The organism is Staphylococcus pettenkoferi (assembly GCF_002902685.1).
GTDB classification, from domain to species: domain Bacteria; phylum Bacillota; class Bacilli; order Staphylococcales; family Staphylococcaceae; genus Staphylococcus; species Staphylococcus pettenkoferi.
The window spans coordinates 1-21,759 of record NZ_PPRN01000015.1 but is presented as its reverse complement, the minus strand read 5'-3'; the positions used below and the strand labels follow the sequence as shown (position 1 = coordinate 21,759).

Annotated in this window: 22 protein-coding genes; 18 read left to right on the top strand and 4 right to left on the bottom strand. The window is 39.4% G+C overall.

Annotated features, from left to right (window positions below):
• The first annotated feature begins 263 nt into the window (after positions 1-263).
• On the top strand, positions 264-1,106 hold the full coding sequence (locus CD126_RS03130; RefSeq protein ID WP_053092838.1) for a M23 family metallopeptidase: 843 nt from the start codon (positions 264-266) through the stop codon (positions 1,104-1,106).
• Positions 1,107-1,201: 95 nt separating this feature from the next.
• Here CD126_RS03130 and CD126_RS03125 read toward each other — a convergent pair whose 3' ends face one another.
• Together CD126_RS03125 and CD126_RS03120 are read right to left on the bottom strand one after the other, a co-directional pair.
• A complete protein-coding gene (locus CD126_RS03125) occupies positions 1,202-2,734 on the bottom strand; it encodes an SLC13 family permease (RefSeq protein ID WP_103370016.1) in 1,533 nt (510 codons plus the stop codon).
• A gap of 280 nt (positions 2,735-3,014) precedes the next feature.
• The gene (locus CD126_RS03120) at positions 3,015-3,773 is read right to left on the bottom strand and encodes an SDR family NAD(P)-dependent oxidoreductase (RefSeq protein WP_049407491.1); all 759 of its coding nucleotides are present in this window, start codon (positions 3,771-3,773) and stop codon (positions 3,015-3,017) included.
• Positions 3,774-3,959: 186 nt separating this feature from the next.
• On the opposite strand from CD126_RS03120, the gene CD126_RS03115 reads away from it, so the two are divergent.
• The 15 genes from CD126_RS03115 to CD126_RS03045 all read left to right on the top strand — a co-directional run bounded on the left by CD126_RS03115 (position 3,960) and on the right by CD126_RS03045 (position 18,035).
• A complete protein-coding gene (locus tag CD126_RS03115; protein ID WP_103370015.1) occupies positions 3,960-4,463 on the top strand; it encodes a hypothetical protein in 504 nt (167 codons plus the stop codon).
• Between the two features lie 174 nt (positions 4,464-4,637).
• Positions 4,638-5,489, top strand: a complete 852-nt coding sequence (locus tag CD126_RS03110) for a hypothetical protein (protein WP_103370014.1) — start codon at positions 4,638-4,640, stop codon at positions 5,487-5,489.
• A gap of 73 nt (positions 5,490-5,562) precedes the next feature.
• On the top strand, positions 5,563-6,228 hold the full coding sequence (locus CD126_RS03105; protein ID WP_049407485.1) for a hypothetical protein: 666 nt from the start codon (positions 5,563-5,565) through the stop codon (positions 6,226-6,228).
• Positions 6,229-6,337: 109 nt separating this feature from the next.
• Complete coding sequence (locus tag CD126_RS03100; RefSeq protein WP_049407484.1) at positions 6,338-7,063, top strand: GntR family transcriptional regulator; 726 nt, start codon at positions 6,338-6,340, stop codon at positions 7,061-7,063.
• Positions 7,064-7,492: 429 nt separating this feature from the next.
• A complete protein-coding gene (locus tag CD126_RS03095) occupies positions 7,493-8,605 on the top strand; it encodes an SIS domain-containing protein (RefSeq protein ID WP_049407482.1) in 1,113 nt (370 codons plus the stop codon).
• A gap of 9 nt (positions 8,606-8,614) precedes the next feature.
• Entirely contained in the window at positions 8,615-9,550 is a 936-nt protein-coding gene (locus CD126_RS03090) for a 1-phosphofructokinase family hexose kinase (protein ID WP_103370013.1), read from the top strand.
• Entirely contained in the window at positions 9,551-10,495 is a 945-nt protein-coding gene (locus CD126_RS03085; protein ID WP_103370012.1) for a tagatose 1,6-diphosphate aldolase, read from the top strand. It abuts the gene before it with no gap.
• On the top strand, positions 10,476-12,296 hold the full coding sequence (locus CD126_RS03080; protein WP_232620132.1) for a glycoside hydrolase family 35 protein: 1,821 nt from the start codon (positions 10,476-10,478) through the stop codon (positions 12,294-12,296). Before CD126_RS03085 ends, CD126_RS03080 begins: the two co-directional genes overlap by 20 nt.
• A gap of 159 nt (positions 12,297-12,455) precedes the next feature.
• A complete protein-coding gene (locus CD126_RS03075; protein WP_049407475.1) occupies positions 12,456-12,935 on the top strand; it encodes a PTS sugar transporter subunit IIB in 480 nt (159 codons plus the stop codon).
• A 139-nt stretch (positions 12,936-13,074) separates the two neighbouring features.
• Entirely contained in the window at positions 13,075-13,971 is an 897-nt protein-coding gene (locus tag CD126_RS03070) for a PTS mannose/fructose/sorbose/N-acetylgalactosamine transporter subunit IIC (protein ID WP_049407473.1), read from the top strand.
• Positions 13,958-14,833, top strand: a complete 876-nt coding sequence (locus CD126_RS03065; RefSeq protein WP_082143045.1) for a PTS system mannose/fructose/sorbose family transporter subunit IID — start codon at positions 13,958-13,960, stop codon at positions 14,831-14,833. The genes CD126_RS03070 and CD126_RS03065 overlap by 14 nt, the downstream gene beginning before the upstream one ends.
• A 273-nt stretch (positions 14,834-15,106) precedes the next feature.
• Complete coding sequence (locus CD126_RS03060) at positions 15,107-15,499, top strand: PTS sugar transporter subunit IIA (protein ID WP_049407472.1); 393 nt, start codon at positions 15,107-15,109, stop codon at positions 15,497-15,499.
• Positions 15,500-15,764: 265 nt separating this feature from the next.
• Positions 15,765-16,529, top strand: a complete 765-nt coding sequence (locus CD126_RS03055; protein ID WP_049407469.1) for a hypothetical protein — start codon at positions 15,765-15,767, stop codon at positions 16,527-16,529.
• A 5-nt stretch (positions 16,530-16,534) separates the two neighbouring features.
• On the top strand, positions 16,535-16,888 hold the full coding sequence (locus tag CD126_RS03050; RefSeq protein WP_049407467.1) for a hypothetical protein: 354 nt from the start codon (positions 16,535-16,537) through the stop codon (positions 16,886-16,888).
• A 211-nt stretch (positions 16,889-17,099) separates the two neighbouring features.
• Complete coding sequence (locus tag CD126_RS03045; protein WP_103370011.1) at positions 17,100-18,035, top strand: AEC family transporter; 936 nt, start codon at positions 17,100-17,102, stop codon at positions 18,033-18,035.
• Between the two features lie 400 nt (positions 18,036-18,435).
• Here CD126_RS03045 and CD126_RS03040 read toward each other — a convergent pair whose 3' ends face one another.
• Positions 18,436-19,422, bottom strand: coding sequence for a hypothetical protein (locus CD126_RS03040; RefSeq protein ID WP_103370010.1), 987 nt, complete (start codon positions 19,420-19,422; stop codon positions 18,436-18,438).
• Positions 19,423-19,632: 210 nt separating this feature from the next.
• Between CD126_RS03040 and CD126_RS03035 the strand changes: the two genes are divergently transcribed.
• The gene (locus CD126_RS03035; protein ID WP_049407463.1) at positions 19,633-20,202 is read left to right on the top strand and encodes an LPXTG cell wall anchor domain-containing protein; all 570 of its coding nucleotides are present in this window, start codon (positions 19,633-19,635) and stop codon (positions 20,200-20,202) included.
• 89 nt (positions 20,203-20,291) lie between these two features.
• Positions 20,292-20,618 (top strand): lipoprotein, encoded by a 327-nt coding sequence (locus tag CD126_RS03030; RefSeq protein WP_049407461.1) that lies wholly within the window; start codon positions 20,292-20,294, stop codon positions 20,616-20,618.
• A 404-nt stretch (positions 20,619-21,022) separates the two neighbouring features.
• On the opposite strand, the gene CD126_RS03025 is transcribed toward CD126_RS03030, so the two are convergent.
• Entirely contained in the window at positions 21,023-21,670 is a 648-nt protein-coding gene (locus CD126_RS03025) for a hypothetical protein (protein ID WP_232620131.1), read from the bottom strand.
• Between the last annotated feature and the right edge of the window lie 89 nt (positions 21,671-21,759).

Sequence of the window (21,759 nt, the reverse complement as noted above, 5' to 3'; positions counted from 1 at the left end):
AGATGTGTATAAGAGACAGATTATATATTAAGCTCTATCATGATGAGACACCTCTTCTTGATGTCTTAGTTGACTACTGGAGATATTGACGGCAACTATATTACTCTCTGGTCGATAAGGGTTATTAATGACTGCCACTATGATTTTGTTTAAGCAGTTGCTTGCTATTATTAAGCCTCTTCACTACTGCTATAGTGAGGGACTTTTTTCATCTTTATGATAAAATGCTTGATACGAGAGTTTTCAATAGATAGGTGAGAATTTTGAAATATGAAATCTTGAACGATATTGAGCAAAATAACTACAAAACAGTTTATAAACAATTAAGTAAGCCTTTTAAGAAAAAGTTGAAGAAGAGAAATGTGAAAAAGATCTTGAAACAGTATAACAGTTATCAATTTAATCATGTTCTATATCGAGAGATGGATTGGAATGGCGGAAAGCGCTATGTTTGGTTGGATGTAAACAGTCGCGGTGGAATAAGAGTGGACATCAATTCTGAATCGGTAATTGTAGGACTGTTGTTTAAGATATTTGAATCTACGGAAGAGGCTAAATCAACAAACCTTGAGTATACTATGCCGATAAATGATCAATGGACGGTGTTCTGGGGCGGAGATAATGAATTGTTAAATTATCATCACGTTTATAAGAATCAGCGCTATGCTTACGATCTATTTGTGGATAAAAATGGGATGAGTTATGTTAATAATCCTAATTCTAATGAGAATTTCTATGCATTTAATAAAGATGTGGTCGCGCCTGCTGACGGTACGCTTATCGATGTGGAGAATGAAGTGCACGATAATGAAGTAGGAACGATGAATGCCAATCAACCCGGAGGAAACTATGTCGTCATCAAGCATAGAAATGATGAGTATAGCTTTATTGCGCATTTCAAGCAACATACAATAGTGAAAGCAATTGGTGAGGAAGTTAAAAGAGGAGAATTGCTAGGGCAATGTGGAAATTCTGGTAATTCTTCAGAACCTCACATTCATTTTCAAGTTATGAATCGACCTTGTTTGAATTCATGTGAATCTCTAAAAATAAGATTCAGCAATGGTACAGAACCTATATTAGGAGATACTGTTACGGGTCAATAAATTTAAAAAAGGACGACGAAAGCGCCAAACTTTCAGCCGTCCATAAAGAGTGAGATGACGAAATCACCTCACTCTTTATATTTTGCAGAAATGGATTAAACGAGGCCTAACCAGTGCCAATAAGTGAAACTAAAGATAACTACTAAAATGTAACCTAATACTGTGATAGGTAGACCTGTTTTTAAGAAATCCTTAACTGTAAAGGTTTCAGTACCGTAAGCTAACATCGCTTGTGGCGAACTTACCGGAAGCAAGAATCCAAAGCTGATGACGAATTGTTGGATCAAGACGAAACCGATGGATTGGTCGCCGAGATGTAGCGTTGAAGTGAGTGAGATAAACACTGGAATCAACGCGGATGCCAAGCTTGTCGCACTGGCGAAACCTAAGTGAATAAGAATGTTGAATAATGAAATGAGTGCGATTGTTACTACAATTGGATAGTTGTCTAAACCGATGAGACCGAACGTTTTGTCACTGAGCCATTGTGCTGCACCAGTTTGTAGTAATACGTTACCGAGTGAAATACCGACACCAAAGACGATGACTGTACCCCAAGGAATTTGTTTTTCTGCTTCTTTCCAAGACATAATTCCAATTTGTGGTGTTAACATAATAGCTAATGCGATTAAGATAATGGATGATGAATCAATCGGATGTAATATTTTTTCAGTTGCCCAGAAGATGAGCAGTAATAAAGAAATAACGATGAGTCGCCATTCTTTTCCAGTAATTGGACCTAACTCATTTAATTGTTTTTTGACTAGTTCTTTACCGCCAGAAATCTCTTTTTGCTCTGGTGGCATGACTTTTAACATAATGAAATAAAGTGCGATGGACATGATGATCGACCATGGTGCTGCGTATAAGAACCACTGACCCCAGGATACGTCGACGCCGAGTTTCGCATTGATAAAGTTGATTGCCACGATGTTCTGAGCTGCGGCTGTCTTAATACCGACGTTCCAAATGGATACCGCTTGAACTGCTGTCATGACGAGTAAACCGCCTAACTTACTCTGCTTTGAAACGCCAAATGCGGCGATCATTCCGAGCAAGATAGGGATGACGGCACCTGCACGCGCTGTCGCAGAAGGGACGAAGAATGCGAGCGCAATCGCAACTAATATCGTTCCAATCACGATATTTTTCGTTTTATTTCCTACTACAGATAATACTAAAAGTGCGAGTCGTTTATGCAAATTGGTGATTTTCATCGCAGTTGCTAAAAATAGAGCTGCTGCTACCAAAGCGACTGCACTTGATGAGAAACCGCTGAATGCAAGTTTGAGCGCGTTACCTGTACCCATGATGTCGTCGCCTTTCAAGACGTGGCCGTTTGCTTGAGGATTACCTAACTCTTTGGTTAAATCTCCGACTGGGCTGAACCCTACGAGCAAGATGATGAGCGCCACGACCATTGTGGATGAAACGGGGTAGGTTACAGCTTCAGTGACCCACAGAATGACCGCAAAGAGTAAGATTGCGAGTGCACCTTTTGCCATGAATGGTAAGCTTTCAGGTGTAGGTAGTAGTAACACCACGACGAGCGCGATGATACTAATAATCAACCATAGTGGCTTAAATGTAGTCTGTTTCTGATTTTTCGTTTTTGTATTTTCTCCCATGTTAACGCTTCCTTTCTTTACACCTCTATTTTACTAAGAAATGACATACAATTCATTACTTTGTTAAAATTTTCACAAATTATTAGAGAAAAAGATTTTCATAAATCGCAAAATATCGTGTGAGTTAAAATGAAAAGCTGCTAGCGCGGAGGCTAACAGCTTTTAAATATTTGTAGAGCATTGTTATGTGAAAGTGCTAAAACTGTATTTTAAAAAGTGCGAGAAAATCTCACTCTGCAGAACTTTAGAAACTTTCGTCGGACTCGTTCATTATCTAAGATTAATCTTTAACCGCATCTGGTTCTTCTGGTAAGAGTTGACCGCCATCTACGACGAGACTTTGACCAGTGATGAATTTCGCTTCCTTAGCAGCAAAGAATGCTACCGCGTAACCAATATCAGCCGGTTCACCTAATTCGTGTGTTGGGATAATCTTACGTGTGCCGTCCAGATAGACCTCACCTTGAGCTTGAAGTCCAGCTGTGAGGACGTTACCAGGCTGTACTGCGTTAACCGTGATGCCATATTTCGCATATTCGAGTGCAGCACTACGCATGTAGCCGAGTTGACCCGCTTTCGTCGCACCATAATGCGCCCATCCTGGATAACCTGTAATCGGTCCAGTTACTGAAGAAGTAATGATGACACGGCCATATTGTTGTTTTTTCATTTCTTTTAAAACGGCTTGCGTAACGAAGAACATACCTTTTAAGTTGATGTTTTGAATATAATCCCAATCTTCTTCTGTTAAATCTTCAATTTCAATTTGTGGGTAAACGCCAGTATTAGAGGCAAGAATATCAATTTTATCAAACTCTTTAACGATTTGATCTACGATGTCTTGAACTGCTTGTTTATCAGTGACATCCATTTTATAGAATTTACCATTAAGCGCCTCTGCAGTCTTCTGACCTTGTTCTTCGTCTATGTCGCCGATGATGACTTTAGCACCAGCTTCTGCGAGTGATTCGGAAATCCCTTTACCGATACCATTCGCGCCACCTGTGACTAAAGCTACTTGATTTGTTAAATCTAACATATTAACACGCTCCCTCTTACTTTCTTCACTATTACTATTCCCTCTTTTATTCACAATTTCAGCTCTATTAGGTAAAAGTAATGAAGTTTCTGTGACTTTCATGTTGTTAAATTACTTTAAAATATTGTAACTAAATATATTAAAAAAGTGGTATAATAAGTTGAATTTAATTAAGGAGTAGAGATAATGAAAAAATACTTAATTACACTCGTACTTATTTCAGTATTAGCACTAAGTGCATGTGGAGAAAATAAAGATTCAGCGAGTAAAGACCATCAAGATGATAAGAAAACGCATAAAACAGCTAAAGAAGATACAGAGATGGAACATCAAGATGACCATCAAAAATTTGGAGTCAAAGAAGATGGAGACAACGACCAATCATCTGACGTATCTCAATCAAGTGAAGCGCAAAGTAGCGAAAATGAGCACCAGAGTAGTGGAGACAATCAGCAAGCAGAAAATGAAGGTGAACATATTCATATAAATATGCAGAAAGGTGACCCTTCTTATGAAGAATATAAAGAAGCGCAAAAAAGTCAATATGCTTTAGACCACAGAACGCCTGAAGAAAAAGCAAGTGGTGCTGGAGGCGGTGGCGCTGGATGGAACTATGCGGACCAAGATGAAAGTTATGAAGACTACGTTGAGCGTGTTAGAGAAGAAAAAGCTGCTGCAGGTGAAAATTAATATTATAGACAGAAGACTATCCTAAAACTGCAAAACAATTTCATAAGAATTACCGATTTAATCTCTTCATTATTTCAAATAGTGAAGGGATTTTTATTTCAGATATCTTCTCACTCATTTCTTAATTTATGCTAGGCTAGAGGTAAGTGAAATTCACAATACGGAGGTATTATCGTGCGTACATTAAGCACTTTTCTACTACTCATCGTCGGCAGTGTAGCCATGGTGAGTTACATACTTTATCGTTTAATCACAAATCAGGAATTAATCACTCCAACGCTTTGGTTCGGACTTGCCCTCTGGGGATTAGTTGCCATCGTATTTATCATCTTTCTCATTTCCCGGGGAATAATGTACAAGATTTATAAGCATGATTATCATAAAGCTGAGCAGAGTTATACTTTAGATTTAGCATCTAACGAATATTATTACCATGCGCCAAGACTTGCTTTCGCCAATCAAACGATTACGGTACATGGCAATCCTGAGATGTCTTTTCAACTTCACACGGAAAGTAAGTTCCAGAATTGGCTGTATATCTACGTAGGATGGCCACTCACGAGTATTGAGCTCACATCTGCAGACCATAAAGTGGAACTGAAACGCATAAATCCTTTCTCGTTAAGGGTAAGATATCATGTTTATATAGATAATCAATATGTAGGAATTTATAGGAAGAAACGGCTCATTCGTGAGAAAGCGTATTTTAGTAAAATGGCCTATAAACTGATTACAGAAAATGAAAAGATTGAGTTGGATAAAGGTTACGAAAGTACAGTGACGCAATTGTCACATGGTCGCGATAAATTGATAACTGCCTTTAAAGGTCAACAAGATGAGATTCGCTATGCGATTCAGGTAAGAGGGATTTCTCAAAAGTTGAGAGTAGAGAAAGCGCTCAATGATTTACCTGTACCTATTGAAATATTAGTTGCACTCTACGTTCAAACGAATTTGAATAGCGAGGAAGAACTTAAAATCTTTAATAACGTTGCTATGGGACCGATGTCTGGCCCAAGATTCTAGAAAATAAAGCTTGATCAGATTAGATATTGAGAAAAAGTAAGGGACCCAAATTTTAATAAAAGGAAGTGCAGACATGCTGAATAAATCAAAATCTCATGAGTCTGAACACAAAGAAGTCATTCAAAAATTGAATTTGCGAGAAGGTGAATATTTTTACCAAACACCATTCATGATTTGGAAAGATGATCCGATTACGATTTATAATGCAGATTCTGAAGAAATAACGTTTAGTCCATGGTTTAAATCGAAATTTCAACGTTGGATTTACTATATGGGAGGCGGAAGTTATCAAGGGACTGTTATTAACTCTGAACATCATCAAGTTTGGCTCAAGCGGGCAAATTGGTTTATGTATAATGCGAAATACGATGTCTATTTGGATGGCGAGAAGATTGGTGTATTCCGTAAGCAGAAACCATTTAAAGAGAAAGGGTTTAAGAAACAGCTAGCCTATAAACTCTTCATCGACGAGCGCGAATTTGAACTTTCTAATCCATATCTCAGTACAGAAATTGAAATTACAGAAAATGACAAAACGTTCTTTGAGGCGAAGCGGTCGTTCTTCGATTTAGGTAAAAATAAAGTGACGAAGAAACGCGGCGAAAAACATCGTATCCATATTACGAGAAACGTTACAGACTATCCACCAGAATTATGGCTCGCACTTTATGCGCAAGCGATTATGAATTTGCATATTAAGCAAAGTCAAAGTGCATCCTCAGTAGGTGCAGGTAGTTAAGAGTAAGTAATAATCGACGCAGGAATAGAGGTTAGCCTTTTACAAATCTATTTACTTATCAAAATTTCTAGTATAAACTAAAAGTGGTTATAACCAGTTAGGAGTTATCATGAGTAATTTGCAAATGCCTTTGTATCTTCAAGTGTTTGAGGATCTCAAAGATAAGATCAAGAATCGAATATACAAAGAGGGGGAGAAGCTCCCTTCTGAACGGCAATTGTCGCTCGAGTATGATGTGAGTCGGATTACGATACGTGAGGCGTTGAAGCATCTGGAGGAGCATCAGTATCTCCGCACTGAGCACGGTCGTGGTTCTTACGTCTTGGGCAATCAATATAACCAGATGTTGGATAATCTCTATAGTTTCAAAGACGAAATTGTTAAAAATGGGGACACGCCACGCACGATTATGCTCAGTATTGAAGCGATTGAACCGCCGTCATATGTGCAACAACACATGCAGTTGACGGAGTTTCAGAAAGTGTATAAATTGCGTCGTTTACGTCTCTCAAATGAGAAACCGCTGATTTACGAAACGACGTATTTGCCACTTCACATGTGTGAAGGTCTGGATCGCTTTGATTTCAACCAGCACTCACTGTACGAGACATTGCATGATTACTATCAAATTGAAATCGATTATGCGTATGAAACGTTAACTTCTCGTAAAATGTCCACGGCAGAGGCGACGTATTTAGAAACGGAGCCGGACGATGTCTGTATGTTTATTGAGCGCCATAGCTACGTAGATAATCGTATTGTTGAATTCACGGAATCTGTAGCCAAAGCGCAAGATTATAAATATACGGTGAAGTTAATTCAGAATCGGAAATAGTGTGTTTTTGTTTAATGGCATAGATACCAATTTCGATTTTTATTCGATGGTCAATGGGATTTTACTAGAATAGGACAGCCCTCACTTTTTCGATTTTCGTGGATCTAGATATCGAGTGGGTACCAATTTCGATTTTCGTGGGGCTATATATCGAGTAGACACCAATTTCGATTTTTAGACGATGGTAGATGGGATTTTGTAAAATGAGGTAGGCGCATTTCTCGATTATTAGCAGATGGTAGAGGTAATTTTTACTTAATAGGGAATGCGCACCCACTTTTAATTTTTAGTAGGTTGCATTTTACCCAACGCAACCACCCACCATTACGCATAACTTGGGGCGAGTCGCGACTTTAACTCAACACGCACTCGTCATCTCTACTAAATTAACTGGTTATGACAACATAACCAATTTCGGAGGTGTAAGGTATGTTACATGAAACGCATACTTACAAAGAAATTCGGCAACAACCGGAGATGTGGCGTCGCACGCGGAATATCGTAGCTGACCGCCAACACGATTTCGACGCATTCGTCACACGTATCAACGACTATGCTGATGGACGACCGGTCAAGGTACTCTTCACTGGGGCGGGTTCCTCGGCCTATGTAGGCGACACGCTACGTCTATCAGAAATCAACCAACTACATCCAGGTTGGGAGTTTGAAAATGTCTCGACGACGCATTTCGTGACGAACCCTCAATCTTTCATCGAATCTAACAAAGTTTATGTCGTGGTTTCTTTCGCGCGTTCAGGCAACAGTCCTGAGACGAAAGGAACAGTGGAGTTAGCGAATCAAATCACTCCACACGTCTTCCATATTTTTATCACGAATAACAAGGATGGATTCTTAGCGCAATATGAAGCGGACAATATCTTCCGCATCGTCCTTCCTGAAGAGACGAATGACAAATCGCTTGCGATGACGTCGAGTTTCTCAACGATGCTACTGGCGGCCTATCTACTTTTTGGAGGTCAGGTTACAGATCATTTTTACGAGACGATCGAGAAGTATTTTACAGAACTTGAAATTGTCGTTAACCAAGTGGCGTCAAATAACCAATTCCGCAAAGTGTTCTATGTGGGTACGGGGCTCATCGGCGAGCTCACGCGTGAAGTGGCGCTGAAACTCAATGAGCTCACAGGTGGCCGCATCGAGATTCAACGTGAGACGACGCTCGGTTTCCGTCATGGTCCGAAAGCGGGTCTGAACGACAATTCGCTCTTTATCATGTTGCGAAGTAATGATGCTTACCGCCGTCGTTATGAGACAGATTTGATTTATGAGATTGAGGATGGCCAAACGGATTACGATATCCTAATTCTCGGTCGCGACGAAGCCGATTCTGAGTTTGCGACGGAACTGGATTTCGTGGCGGACTTTAATGATTTCGAGCTTGCGTTGACATACCTCATCTTTGGTCAGCTCTTGGCGAGTAAGAAGTCGGTGAGTTTCGGTTTGAACCCTGACAATCCGAGTCCGGATGGCTTTATTAACCGCGTCGTGAAAGGCGTGACGATTTATGAGTACGAAGGGTAAGGGCGCACTATGACGATTGTGACACATACCTTTAACCCTTCTGTCGATATCACGTATACGGTGCCTGACTTTCATTTGGGCGATGTTCACCGTCCGACTGAGACGATTAAAAATCCAGGAGGCAAGGGCATCAATGTTTCAAAGGTGCTGGCGCAACTCGGTGCAGACTTACATGCGTATGCCTATTTAGGTGGTGCGAATGGCCGTTGGATTGCGGATCAACTTGAGCGTTTAGACATCCCGGTGTCTGCGGTCACGATTGAAGGCGAGACGCGACAGTGTTTGGCGATTAATGATAGCCAGCATCAGACGGAGGTGTTGGAAAAGGGTCCTGTTGTATCACAGGCAGCACAAGCGAATTATATCGAGCAGTTGAAAGCTCACGCACATCCAGAGGTTATGACAATTAGTGGTAGTTCGCCGCAATTCGAAGGTGCTACAGCACTTGAACATTTACGAGAGGTACTTTCTACCGCCCAAGCCCAATACACGATTCTCGATACACGTGCTGATGATTTGAAGGCGGCACTCGGCAGTGGTCTTCCGATTCGCTGTATCAAGCCGAATGAAGATGAGTTTGCGCAATTAGTAGGCGAGCATCCAGATACGGATAAAAATTTTTACCAGCTCATGAAAACGCATACATTACTCAAAGACATCGACGTTTTCCTAACATTAGGTGCACGCGGCGCCATCATCAAACTCGACAATCACATCTACCGTGCAACAGTACCAACGATTCAAGCTGTCAATGCAGTAGGGTCAGGAGATTCAACCGTGGCAGGCATCGCGTATGGTAGGACACATTTTAAGCAACAGCCTGAACAACTCATACGACACGCACTCGCATGCGGCATGTCTAACGCACTGCAGAAAGAAACTGGAAAGATCAATATAGCGCAAGTGGAACACTTTGCGACACAAATTCAAGTGGAGATGGTATAGATGACAAACAAAGATTTAACCCCATTACTAGACAAACGCGGTATCTTCGCCGCAATCGCGATTGACCAACGAGGTGCCTTGAAACGCCTCCTACAAGACCAAGCTACAGACGAGAACATGAGCGCCTTCAAAGGCCTCGTATCTGAAATCCTCACGCCACATGGTTCGAGTATCTTGCTCGATCCAGAATACGGTTTGCCGGCATCCGAACGTCGTGACGCACACGCAGGCCTCATCCTATCTTACGAACAAACGGGCTATGACAAAGGCGACGATCGACGCTTACCTCGCTTGGTATTAAATCAGTCTGTACAACGTTTGAAAGAAGCGGGCGCTGATGCCGTGAAGATCCTGTTGTACTACGACGTGGATGACAATGAGGAGACGAACGCTATCAAGCATGCTTTCGTTGAGCGTGTTGGCAGTGAGTGCGAAGCGGAACACATGCCGTTCTTACTCGAAATTCTCACTTACGATAGCCAGTTACAAGATGAAAAAAGCGCAGAATATGTGAAATTGCGTCCATCGAAAGTGATTCGTTCGATGAAAGTCTTTAGTGACCCACGTTACAAAGTAGATGTCTTAAAAGTCGAAACACCGACAAACATGAATTTTGTAGAAGGATTAGGAGAAGAAACATCCGTTTATACACAAGCAGAAGCAGCCGAACACTTCAAAGCACAAGCGGAAAGTACAACATTACCGTACATCTTCTTAAGTGGCGGTATCTCGGTGGAACTCTTCCAACGCACATTAACCTTCGCGAAAGAATCAGGCTCAACATTTAACGGCGTGTTATGTGGTCGTGCGACATGGAAAGGTGCGACCGAAGCATTCGTTAAAGAAGGCGAAACAGCAGCACGTCAATGGATCGCAGAAGAAGGGTTACGCAACTTACAAGCACTTAATGAGGTGAACGAGCGTTATGCGACGCCGATTAAATAATGAAATGACTTCGCGATTCACAGTAGGCGAGACGTTCTATTTAGATGGGGAGCCTTTCCAGATTCGTTCGGGTGCCATTCACTACTTCCGCATCCCTCGTGCAGACTGGGAACACAGTTTGTTTAACCTGAAAGCGCTAGGCATGAATACGGTGGAGACATATATTCCGTGGAACTATCACGAAATGCGTGAAGGTGAGTTCGATTTCCAAGGTGAGAAAGATGTGGCAGCCTTTATCCAGTTAGCTAAGTCGCTAGGATTGTATGTCATCGTACGTCCTTCCCCCTATATCTGTGCAGAATGGGACTTTGGTGGCTTACCTGCTTGGTTGTTGAATGAGCGGCATATGCGTTTGCGTTCGAGTGATGAGGGATTTATTGAAAAAGTCGCACGTTACTATCATGAATTGTTTCAAATTCTAACACCACTCCAAATTGATGAACATGGACATATTATCATGATGCAGATTGAGAATGAATATGGTTCCTTTGGTGAGGATAAAACGTACCTTCGACAAATCATGCAACTGATGCGAGACAACGGAGTGACGGTACCTCTCTTCACGAGTGACGGTGCTTGGTCACAATGTTTAGAAGCGGGTTCTGTAGACGATTCAGAGGTGGTCGTAACAGGTAACTTCGGTTCGCGTACGAAAGAACATTTTACTAATCTTAAAAGCTTTCAGAAGAAACATGGATTAACGCAACCGCTCATGTGCACGGAGTTCTGGGACGGCTGGTTTAACCGCTGGGGTGACCCGATTATCCAACGCGAAAGTGAGGATTTAGTGGAAGAAGTTCGGTATGCGCTCACACATGGCCACTTGAACTTGTACATGTTCCAAGGTGGTACGAATTATGCGTTCTGGAATGGCTGTTCTGCACGTGGTACGCGTGATTTGCCTCAAGTGACGTCATATGACTATGATGCGCCACTCGATGAATCTGGCGAACCGCGTGAGAAATACTTTGCGTTACAGGCGTGTTTGAAAAAACTCGTGCCTGATGTTGAACAGCACGAACCACGACATCGCGATTATATGTCAATTTCTGATATTTCAGTTCAATCTCGAGTGAGTTTGTTTGAAAATGTAGATGACATTGCGACAGTTACAGAGTCGAAGTACCCACAACCGATGGAAGCATTGGGCGACGGCTACGGTTACGCGTTGTATCGCACTACGATTAAGAGCGATAACGACACAGAGGCATTACGTCTCGTCGAAGCGCGAGATCGAGCACACATTTACCTTGACCAACAACTTGTTCAAACCACGTGCTATGACGAAGTGAGTGACAAGTTCGACGTGATGTACCAAAGTGAGACGGCGCAAGTCGATATTCTAGTCGAGAATCTAGGGCGCGTGAACTACGGTTACAAACTTCTGGCGCCAACACAGCGCAAAGGTTTGAATCAAGGTTTAATGCAAGACTTACACTTTGTCCAAGATTATCAACAATATGCTTTAGATTTTGAGAAAGTGTCTAATATTGACTGGAGTAAAAGGGACATCTCAGGAACGCCAACCTTCCACCGCTTTGAATTCACTGTCGAAGAACCGAAAGATACCTATATTGATTTGAGTGTATTCGGTAAAGGTGTCGTGCTTGTGAATGGCGTGAATATCGGTCGTTATTGGCAAGTTGGACCTACGCTATCATTGTACATTTCACAAGCTTGGTTACGTGAAGGTCAGAATGAAATCATCATCTTCGAGACAGAAGGACAGTATGCCGAGACGATTACATTACGCGAGAAACCTGTTTTTAAAGAAATGGAAGACGCAGCAAGCGAAGCATAGGGGAGTGCGTTGTAGCACATGCAATTAAGTCGCAACATTACAATCGAAATCACGCATCCGCTCGTCGAATATACACATTATTTTACCATCTATATCCAACTTGAACTTTGACGCAATTGCACACACGAGAAATAACACACAAGAAAGGGAGAATGTCCTATGGCAATTATTGCAAGCAGAATTGACGGTCGTTTGATCCATGGTCAAGTGGCGAACCTCTGGGGGATGAAACTTGGCATTACACGTTTCATGGTCATCGATGACGAAGTGGCGCAGAACGATGTTGAGAAACAAAGCTTGAAACTCGCGACACCTGCAGGAATTCGCCTCAGCGTCTTACCTGTGGAGAAAGCAGCGACGAATATTAAAAACGGTAAATATGATTCACAACGTCTCATGATTGTGGCGCGTAAACCTGACCGTTTCTTACGTCTCTTAGATTATGGCGTGGATTTCGGTACATTGAACGTCGGTAACATGTCGCAATCAGACGACACACGTTCGATTACCAATTCAATCAATGTCACAGACGAAGATGTACGTGTCTTCGAAGAGCTCGATGCGAAGGGTGTAGACATTGTCTCTCAAATGGTACCGAATAACAAAGCAGAAGCGTTTATGCCGTTATTGAAGAAATAATTACCCAGGAAATATCAAAGATTAACTCACGCGTGATGTTGCGTGGCATATGAACTGAGCCATCGAAATACTAAAGATGGCAAACACAATTTCAGCCTCAACAACCATGAGACATCACACGACAAAGGGGCGATAGCTTATGGAAATATTATGGTGGCAAATCCTGCTTCTTTCACTCTATGCAGGATACCAAATTCTAGATGAAATTCAGTTTAACACCTTAAACCAACCGGTATTTGCCGGTCTCATCGCAGGTCTCATCATGGGTGACCTCAAGACCGGACTCATCATCGGTGGTAGTATGCAACTCGTCATCCTCGGTGTAGGGACATTTGGTGGCGCGTCTAAGATCGATGCGAACTCAGGTACAGTGCTTGCTGTCGCATTCTCAGTAGCTTTCCATATGAATACACAACAAGCATTATCTACACTCGCGATTCCTGTCGCAAGTTTAATGGTGTGGATGGACGTGTTAGCACGTATGACGAATACGTTCTTCGCACATCGTATTGATAAGCATATTGAGAACATGAATTACAGAGCGATTGAGCGTAACTTCTTGTACGGTGCGATACCGTGGGCATTATCACGACTCGTTCCAGTGGCGATTGCCTTGATGTTCGGAGCAAGCGTTGTTAAACCTGTCGTTCACTATCTCAACACAGATTTGAAATGGCTCGGCGATGGTTTAACTACAGCTGGTGCCGTCTTACCAGCAGTCGGTTTCGCGATTCTCTTGCGTTACCTTCCGCTCAAGAAACACTTCCCGTACTTTATTCTCGGGTTTATGATCACAGCGATTTTTACTGCAATCTATACCAACATGAATACGATTGGTACAGCTGTTACAGGTATTAAAAAGAGCTTCGCTTACACAGAATCTAACATTCCGATGTTAGCTGTAGCGCTAATTGGATTGGCACTTGCGGCTTTAGATTATAAGCGTCATGCAGAGCAACCTGCTGTATCAACACCACAACAAAATACGCCACAACAGCACGATGCGGAAGGAGAGATAGAAGATGACGAACTCTAATTCAAATGTGAATCAGAAAACACAAAGTTCAGGTACTTCACTCGGTCACACTGGCACAACAGGTTATCAATTAACGAAAAAAGACTTTAACCAAATCAACCGTCGTAGCCTTCTCTTCTTCCAATGGGGGTGGAACTACGAGCGTATGCAAGGTAGCGGTTATCTGTATCACATCTTGCCACAGTTACGTAAGATTTATGGCGATGATACACCAGAATTGAAAGAAGCAATGAAGACACACGTACAATTCTTCAATACAAGTAACTTCTTCAACACGATTATCACAGGTATCGATATCGCGATGGAAGAAGAACAAGGTATCGCGTCTAAAGAAGCCGTTAAAGGGATGAAAGTCGGACTCATGGGTTCATTCGCCGCTGTTGGTGACTCCCTCTTCGCCGCACTTATCCCAACAATTATGGGTGCATTAGCCGGTAACATGGCACAACAAGGTAACCCACTCGGCGCGCTACTCTGGCTCATCGTGACAGTCGGTGTCGTTGTCTTTCGTTGGAAACAGCTCGGTTATGCCTACAAAGAAGGTGTGAGCTTAATCACAACAATGCAACATCGTCTTGAAACATTGACGAACGCTGCTACGTTGCTTGGGGTCTTTATGGTCGGCGCTCTGATAGCAACAGTTATTAAAGTGAACTTCGCATGGACACCAACAATCGGTAAAGTTACAGTCAACATCCAACAGAACGTCGATATGATCTTGCCGAAATTATTACCACTTGCCATTACACTCGGCGTGTACTGGTTACTCGGTCGCAAGCACATGAACGCAACACGTGCCATCTTCATCGTGCTCATCCTTTCTGTCTTGTTATCCGCACTTGGCGTAATTACACACGGTTAAGATTGAGAGGTAGGAGTTGTGAGGTGAGCTCTCTTTGAGGCGATGGAGTTAGGATCCGTCGTCGCGTCGAGGAGTTAGGCAGTTTGAGTAAAAGGCGAGGTGTGCGAGGAGACTTGTGTGCCTGGCCTTGATAGATAAAAGGTGAGGTGTACGGATTATTTAGTAGAATTCGTGCAGTTATCCTTAATCTGTAAAAGGGCTGGGTGTGCGGACTGTATTGTATAGTTCGCGTATCTGGCTTTTTTGTAAATATAGGCTAGAAGGTGAACGTAAATGGAGAAATTAATATTAATCAGTCATGGTGGGTTCTGTGAGGGAATTAGAGACAGTGTAGAAATGATTCTCGGACCACAAGAGAATATCGAAACCGTGGCGTTGATGCCGTCTGAAGGCCCAGATGATTTTGCGGCGAAGTTTAAAGCGGCTGCGAGTGAAGCGGACAAGGTTGTTGTCTTTGCAGATTTACTTGGCGGCACTCCAGCTAACACTGTGTCCAAACTCATCATGCAAGGCGCAAAATACCAATTGTACGCTGGCATGAACCTACCTATGATTATTAGCTACATTAACGGTCAAATGCTTGGCGAAGAGATGGATTACGTAGCTGGTGGTAAAGATGGGATTGTCGACGTCGTGGCAATGTTGAATCAAGACGATGATGAGTAAAAGCTAGGGAAATATGGCTTAACTATTGAATTTAGCGGAAATAATTAAAATGTGTACCACTTTCATTTCGATGTTGGTAGAAGAACAAGTGATGTTTCTTCTATAATGTTGGGGTGAAAGTGGTTTTTTGGCGTTCAATCTATAGTAGTTTCTACTTTTTCACCCAACAAAAGATAGTAAGTATCAGTTTGTAGACAATATAAATGTTTTGTTACCATATAATTGATAGACTATATATCGATTATAGAGAAAAAGGGAGATATGTATGGAATTTAAGAAATTATTGATGGGTGTGGCAGCCTCGACCTTACTTTTAGGTGCCTGCGGAAATATAGAAAATCACGAGGATTCTGATAAAAAATCAAATGATCCAGATAAAGAACAACATGATAAAGATAAGAAATCTAATGATGACAAAGACAATAACTCAAATAATGATAATTCAGAAGATGTAGGAACTACAAGTGATCAAGACCAAGGTCAAGCGGATAACGGCAACAATGGTGGTAACGAAACACACAATGTTTACAATGAATATAATACGACAAATAATACAGAAACCAACAACACTGATAGCAATAACGTAGACAGTGGCGATAAAGAAGACAATAGTTCAATAGAGTCAAGTTCCAACTACCAACAAGATAACTCACAAGACAACTCTAAAAATGATAATTCATCAGGTAGCCACAATAATACTAACGAAGAAAATAGTAACAACAGTAATCAACAAAGTGATGTGGGCAACGATAAATCAGAAAATGTTCAACAAAGCCAAGATAATTCAGTAGGTAAGACGGAAAACAAAGATTCTAATAATACTTCACAAAAACAAGACAATTCCGTGGATAAAAAACAAAACCAAAACTCAGATAATAACGACCAAAATGATGATAAATCTACAAATAAAGGTGACAACGATAAATCAAATAATGTGAACCAAGAACAGGATAATTCAGTAAATAAAGACGAAAATGATAATTCTGATGATAAAGCAGAGAAAGGTGAGGTTTCCGAAAAGGAGCAGTAGATAAGGTGTACGACTGGTATAGTCATAGTGGACAAGGTGCTAGAGCGCATGAAGAATTCCATTATGATAAAGCGAAAAGTACTGACAAGTATCAATATGTTACTTTCCCATCTTCGAGTGCTACAGGTAAGCCAATGTCTTCCTATGGACTCGTAGATAAACAGACTGGAGATATTATTGATATCGTCGTACAACCTACTGCTCAAGAACGTCACTATCTTGAACAAGAAGCTAATGAGAATAATCCTGATTATGATTATACGATGACTGATAAACCGAACCACTTAATCCAGAAAGATAAAACGAATTTAAAGGTTCAATGTTCACAAGAAAGAAAAAAGATGAATGATTTAAATTAATAAGGCTTGGCTCTGAAAATAACACGGCGGACGCATAGTTTTAGTCTCTCAACTTAGTGAGTTGGGAGGCTTTATTTAGTAAGGGAGAATGATGATAAATACAAGTTAATTTCTGATACAATCCTTTTCACCACCACACGCACTCCCCAATAATTAAATTATTTGTGATATAGTGGTTAAGTTATTCAAATTGATAGAAAGAAGGATTGTTATGTTTTCTATTGCGATTTCTGCAATAACGCCCATAGTCCTACTTTTAATTATTGGGTACTATGCGAGTGTCAAAAAACATTTTACGCTCAGTGATAGCAACACGTTTAACCTCATCGTGATTCAATATCTCTTGCCATTCAGTCTATTTTCATCCATATTATCGATTCCTATCAAGACTTTATTACATAATTTGAATTTATTCTTTATTATATTTCTCTCGCTCAGCATCTTTATGGTGTGTTTCACCCTGATCTTACATTACATATGTTTTCTGACACCTGAAAAGACGGCCTTACGAAGTTTAGCGTATTCATCTGCAGCAGTTCCGTTTATCGGTAAACCAATTCTCGCACCTTTCATGAGTAACGACATTACTACTGTGATTATCGTGTCAGCCGCGTTCGCTATTGCGCTCGTTCAACAACCGATGACTTTCATCATGCTTTCTTCTCAGAATAATAAACATCACGTCTCATTTATGAGAAATTTACTGATTACTTTAAAGGAACCTGTGATATTGGCACCTATTATGGCCGTAATTTTACTTTTAGTTCGTTTCCCCATGCCATATATCATCATAAAAACGGGTGAAATTATGGGGATGGCCATTCCTGCAATTGCGATGTTTACGTCAGGAATCATCCTCTATACGCAAAAAATTGCTTTTAACTTTAACGTGATACTTTCTGTCATTATTCGAAATATCGTTACACCGCTCATTGTTATTTTTGTGTTAAAACTACTCCACTGTTCTTACGAAACGATTCACTATACAGCCTTAGCAGTCAGTATACCTGTAGGTTCAGTAGTAGTGATTATGGCGATCAAATTCAACACGTTGCAGAAAGAGATGGCCTCCACGTTGTTCTGTAGTACGGTACTTTCCATCGTCACAATTCCATTGATTTTAAGTTTAACGAAGTGGATTGTTTAGTTTTTTCAGTAGGTTAACGCTTTGAAATTAATTTTAAAACAATATAATACAAAGTTAAAAATGCATTAATAATGATAAGTGACGTGTCTATAATTAGATTTCTAAATATATTGCGATGAAATATGATGTGTGATAAGTTCGAGATACAAAGGCTACGGGATGACATGTTGTCTCGACCTTTGAAAGTTCTGAACGCAACAACGCTTACAGGCACGTTAGCGAGCAGAATATAAATCGGGAACACGGCGATAGATTTAGGGATATATTACAGTTATTTTGTTGAAGCTTCTCTCTTAGAGTAAAGAGGGGAGCTTCTGTTATATAGTAAAAGAGTCCTTTATGATTCGCTCATAAAAGACTCTAATCAGAAATTCACTTAATAAATGATACCACGATGAAATTAAAGGTTATCTAACTCGTCTTCTTTTTCTTTTTTCTCTTTTTCACCTTTATCTGTATCTTTATAATCAATAAGTTCATCTTTATCAAAGTATTTTTTGTCGTCTAGAACAATTTGGTCATTTTTGTGGTCAACAGGAACAAGTAATAATCTTTCAATATTTCCAGAATGACCGGCATCGCTATAATAAGCTAAACCAGAATAATATTGACCTTTGTATTCGAAAGGTTTGATAGAAGTATTAAATGTAAAGTATCTTTCTAATTTATCGTCATCAACCGAACTATGAGAAGGATTATTTTTCTTTAATGCCTCTTTTAACTCTTTATATTCGTGATTATTCGCATCTTTATCATACGAGTGACCTGTATCCTTTTGTCCAAATAAATATGATGTTGTAGAAACATTACCTTCTTCATCTAATCTCGCAGCTTTTCGTGGCTCGACAAATTTTGATGATTGATCACTATGTTTATCTCCATAATGGTCCAATTTATCCATCAATTTATTAGTGTCGTATTTAAGACATTCATTAAAGGTATATTTAATTTTTCCAGTTATTGATGAAGCAGAATCGATTTGCTCAATTTTAAATTCACGTATCTTTCCATTTTGGACAGCTACTATTTTATCTAAGAAACCGTCTTTATCGAAAGATCCTTTTATTTTTGATTTTACATCTTCTAATTCAAAGTGCTCTCCCTTTTTTGTAGGTTTATCATATAAATTTGTTGCTACTCTATACATCAATTTCTTATCAGAAGAATTCATGTAATCATGTAGCTCGATTTTATTTGTTTTTTGCTCATCGCCTTCTTTAGATTCAGTATTATCTTTGTTGTCATTATCCTTTTTAGAAGAGTCGCTTTTGTTGGTAGCGTGCTTATTATTTTTATCAGTACTATCATTTGTACTTTCATCATTTCCACAAGCCGATAATAGTCCAACTAAAAAGAAAATAGGTATAAGTTTGAAAATAGTTTTCATAAAGACACTCTCACTTTCATAATATGTAACAGTTGTATTATTGAATGATAAGACTATTATATATCAATAAAGGTTGCTTAACAATATACTGAAAAACCAACTATTGTGTTTATATAATTATGAAATTCTGTGGATTATATTTTAAAATATATTGAGATGAAATATTATATGTGATAAGTTCATAGTATCTTAGCAAAAGGGGGATGTTTGATGACAAAAAGCTTAAAAATTCTAGGTTCAATGACAGTAGTTGGAGCTGTTTTAGCAGGTAGCACAGGCTTTAATCATGTAGATGCAACTGAACAATATTCCGAAGTAAATGACGATAATGCTGTGGATATAGTGAAAGATGTAGGTTCAGACCATGGCATGAATCCAGATATAGGTGAATATTCTGACCCTAAGGACAAAGGTGACTACTATGAAATCCATATGCATAACAAATCACATGTAGGTGGTAGTGTATATCGTGTTTATAAAGATGGGGAGGTTAAAAGTAGCGGTTTAGCTAATGACGAATTTACCAAATTCGGAAGTTACGATTTAGCAGAAGATAACAATCAAACTTCCGAATCTGAACAATCTCAAGCTGAAAATAACAATGGACAACAAGCTACGTCAGAAACATCAACTATTCAAAATCCAAAAGCCAATAATCAAGCTAATGAACTACCAGAAAGTGGCCAAAATGACAATACTGCAATCAACATTATAATCGGTTCAATGGCATTAGCACTCGGTATAGGAGTATTAGTAAGTAGAAAATTCGCAAAGAAATAAGCAAAATATTTCGATTAATAAATCAGAGCTTCTTTCTTTGAACTGAGGAAGAAGCTTTATTGTTGTAATATATAAGGGGGATATACATAATGAAAAAATTGATAATGATATTAAGTGTTTGTATTCTAGCACTTTCACTCTCAGCATGTGGTAAAAGTGCTAAAGAAAAGGTACAAGGTAAATGGGAGCACAAAGAATCTGGAGAGAAGATATACTTAAAAATTAAAGATGATAAAGCAGAATTAAAGCATATGGGAATTGTACTTGTGACTGGAAAAGTTAAAGAAACTAAAAAGAAAGATACTCTTGAAATAAGTGATGGAGATGCTAAAAGTAAAGTTAAGATAATAGATGAAGATCATATTAAAGTAGATGGCGATAAATTTGAAAGAACTAAGGATAGAGATGATGAATAAGTAAGCGTTACTTTTAATGATTATAATAAGACAATGTTTAATGGTTAATAATCAAAGTCATATATTTTGTCACAATTACGTAGTTAATACGTAAATAATGTAATAATATTTTCGTTGTTGATGATAGTAGTAAAATTATCTAGAGAAAAAACAAACATAGTATCTTCTCTCTGATTAGATAATAATTACTGAGTGGTAGTTGATCTATTGAATTATATGGACAGAACTCGTTTACCTTAATAGGTAATGAATGACTTAATAAGTTAAAATAAACCACTTCTTATTCTGGTTCTAATATACTTACCAGTTTTAAGAAGTGGTTTATATTTAAGTATTATTATGATAAAAGGATAAAATTTACAATTGTTGTAGAAGTTTTAGTTTAAATATATAAACTACTCAAACTATAACCCGAAACAAGCTGTTGCAACGCCACCTAATGAAAACACTTCAAGTAAAGCTTGTCTAGTCGCTTTAGGGAAAGCTTTCATGGATATTTTTGTTGCAGATTTAAGTGCTTTAGTTTTAGACTTCCCTATATTTCTTTGATGTTTGTAAGAAATCATTATATTCTTGACTAATTTTTGTATACCACCCATAGCTTTAGCTGCTTTTTTGACTTTGAGTATCTTCGCCCAAGGTATAGCGTTTTGAGCAATAGCATTACCGACTGCTAGGACACAAGCTCCTGTACCATATGTAATTACTGTGTTACTTTCTGGAACCGATTGAATATAACCATTTTTAGCTATGAATTTATAACCATTGTAATCTGGACCCTTATTTTGGTTGAGCCACTTTACCGCTGCATCTATACCTTGATTTGCGATATTATCCGGAATTCTTTCCATTAGTCCTAAATAACTATTAAGCCCTTCTTCTAATTTTTGGCTCTCTAGATTAATTTGAGATTGACTAACACTTGATTGTTGGGTTTTAACTCCATTTTCGCTGCTTACTTCTTGCGCATGTGCAAACGATTCTCCTGTGAAACCAAACAGAACAGAAGCTGTCGTCGAAATTAATAAAGTTTTTAATAAATATTCTTTCATGAAAATACTATCCTTTAATCATTTCTGTTATAATATTATATAACCATTAAATCATTAATCTGAAAAGGAGAATTTATAAAAATGGATAA

Excerpts from the sequence above, each read along its gene's own strand:
- CD126_RS03035 (WP_049407463.1), top strand. The coding sequence starts at position 19,633 with ATGACAAAAAGCTTAAAAATTCTAGGTTCAATGACAGTAGTTGGAGCT.
- CD126_RS03065 (WP_082143045.1), top strand. The coding sequence starts at position 13,958 with ATGACGAACTCTAATTCAAATGTGAATCAGAAAACACAAAGTTCAGGT.
- CD126_RS03075 (WP_049407475.1), top strand. The coding sequence starts at position 12,456 with ATGGCAATTATTGCAAGCAGAATTGACGGTCGTTTGATCCATGGTCAA.
- CD126_RS03040 (WP_103370010.1), bottom strand. The coding sequence starts at position 19,422 with ATGAAAACTATTTTCAAACTTATACCTATTTTCTTTTTAGTTGGACTA.
- CD126_RS03125 (WP_103370016.1), bottom strand. The coding sequence starts at position 2,734 with ATGGGAGAAAATACAAAAACGAAAAATCAGAAACAGACTACATTTAAG.
- CD126_RS03095 (WP_049407482.1), top strand. The coding sequence starts at position 7,493 with ATGTTACATGAAACGCATACTTACAAAGAAATTCGGCAACAACCGGAG.
- CD126_RS03045 (WP_103370011.1), top strand. The coding sequence starts at position 17,100 with ATGTTTTCTATTGCGATTTCTGCAATAACGCCCATAGTCCTACTTTTA.
- CD126_RS03120 (WP_049407491.1), bottom strand. The coding sequence starts at position 3,773 with ATGTTAGATTTAACAAATCAAGTAGCTTTAGTCACAGGTGGCGCGAAT.
- CD126_RS03055 (WP_049407469.1), top strand. The coding sequence starts at position 15,765 with ATGGAATTTAAGAAATTATTGATGGGTGTGGCAGCCTCGACCTTACTT.
- CD126_RS03100 (WP_049407484.1), top strand. The coding sequence starts at position 6,338 with ATGAGTAATTTGCAAATGCCTTTGTATCTTCAAGTGTTTGAGGATCTC.
- CD126_RS03030 (WP_049407461.1), top strand. The coding sequence starts at position 20,292 with ATGAAAAAATTGATAATGATATTAAGTGTTTGTATTCTAGCACTTTCA.
- CD126_RS03105 (WP_049407485.1), top strand. The coding sequence starts at position 5,563 with ATGCTGAATAAATCAAAATCTCATGAGTCTGAACACAAAGAAGTCATT.
- CD126_RS03090 (WP_103370013.1), top strand. The coding sequence starts at position 8,615 with ATGACGATTGTGACACATACCTTTAACCCTTCTGTCGATATCACGTAT.
- CD126_RS03025 (WP_232620131.1), bottom strand. The coding sequence starts at position 21,670 with ATGAAAGAATATTTATTAAAAACTTTATTAATTTCGACGACAGCTTCT.
- CD126_RS03070 (WP_049407473.1), top strand. The coding sequence starts at position 13,075 with ATGGAAATATTATGGTGGCAAATCCTGCTTCTTTCACTCTATGCAGGA.
- CD126_RS03085 (WP_103370012.1), top strand. The coding sequence starts at position 9,551 with ATGACAAACAAAGATTTAACCCCATTACTAGACAAACGCGGTATCTTC.
- CD126_RS03080 (WP_232620132.1), top strand. The coding sequence starts at position 10,476 with ATGCGACGCCGATTAAATAATGAAATGACTTCGCGATTCACAGTAGGC.
- CD126_RS03060 (WP_049407472.1), top strand. The coding sequence starts at position 15,107 with ATGGAGAAATTAATATTAATCAGTCATGGTGGGTTCTGTGAGGGAATT.
- CD126_RS03115 (WP_103370015.1), top strand. The coding sequence starts at position 3,960 with ATGAAAAAATACTTAATTACACTCGTACTTATTTCAGTATTAGCACTA.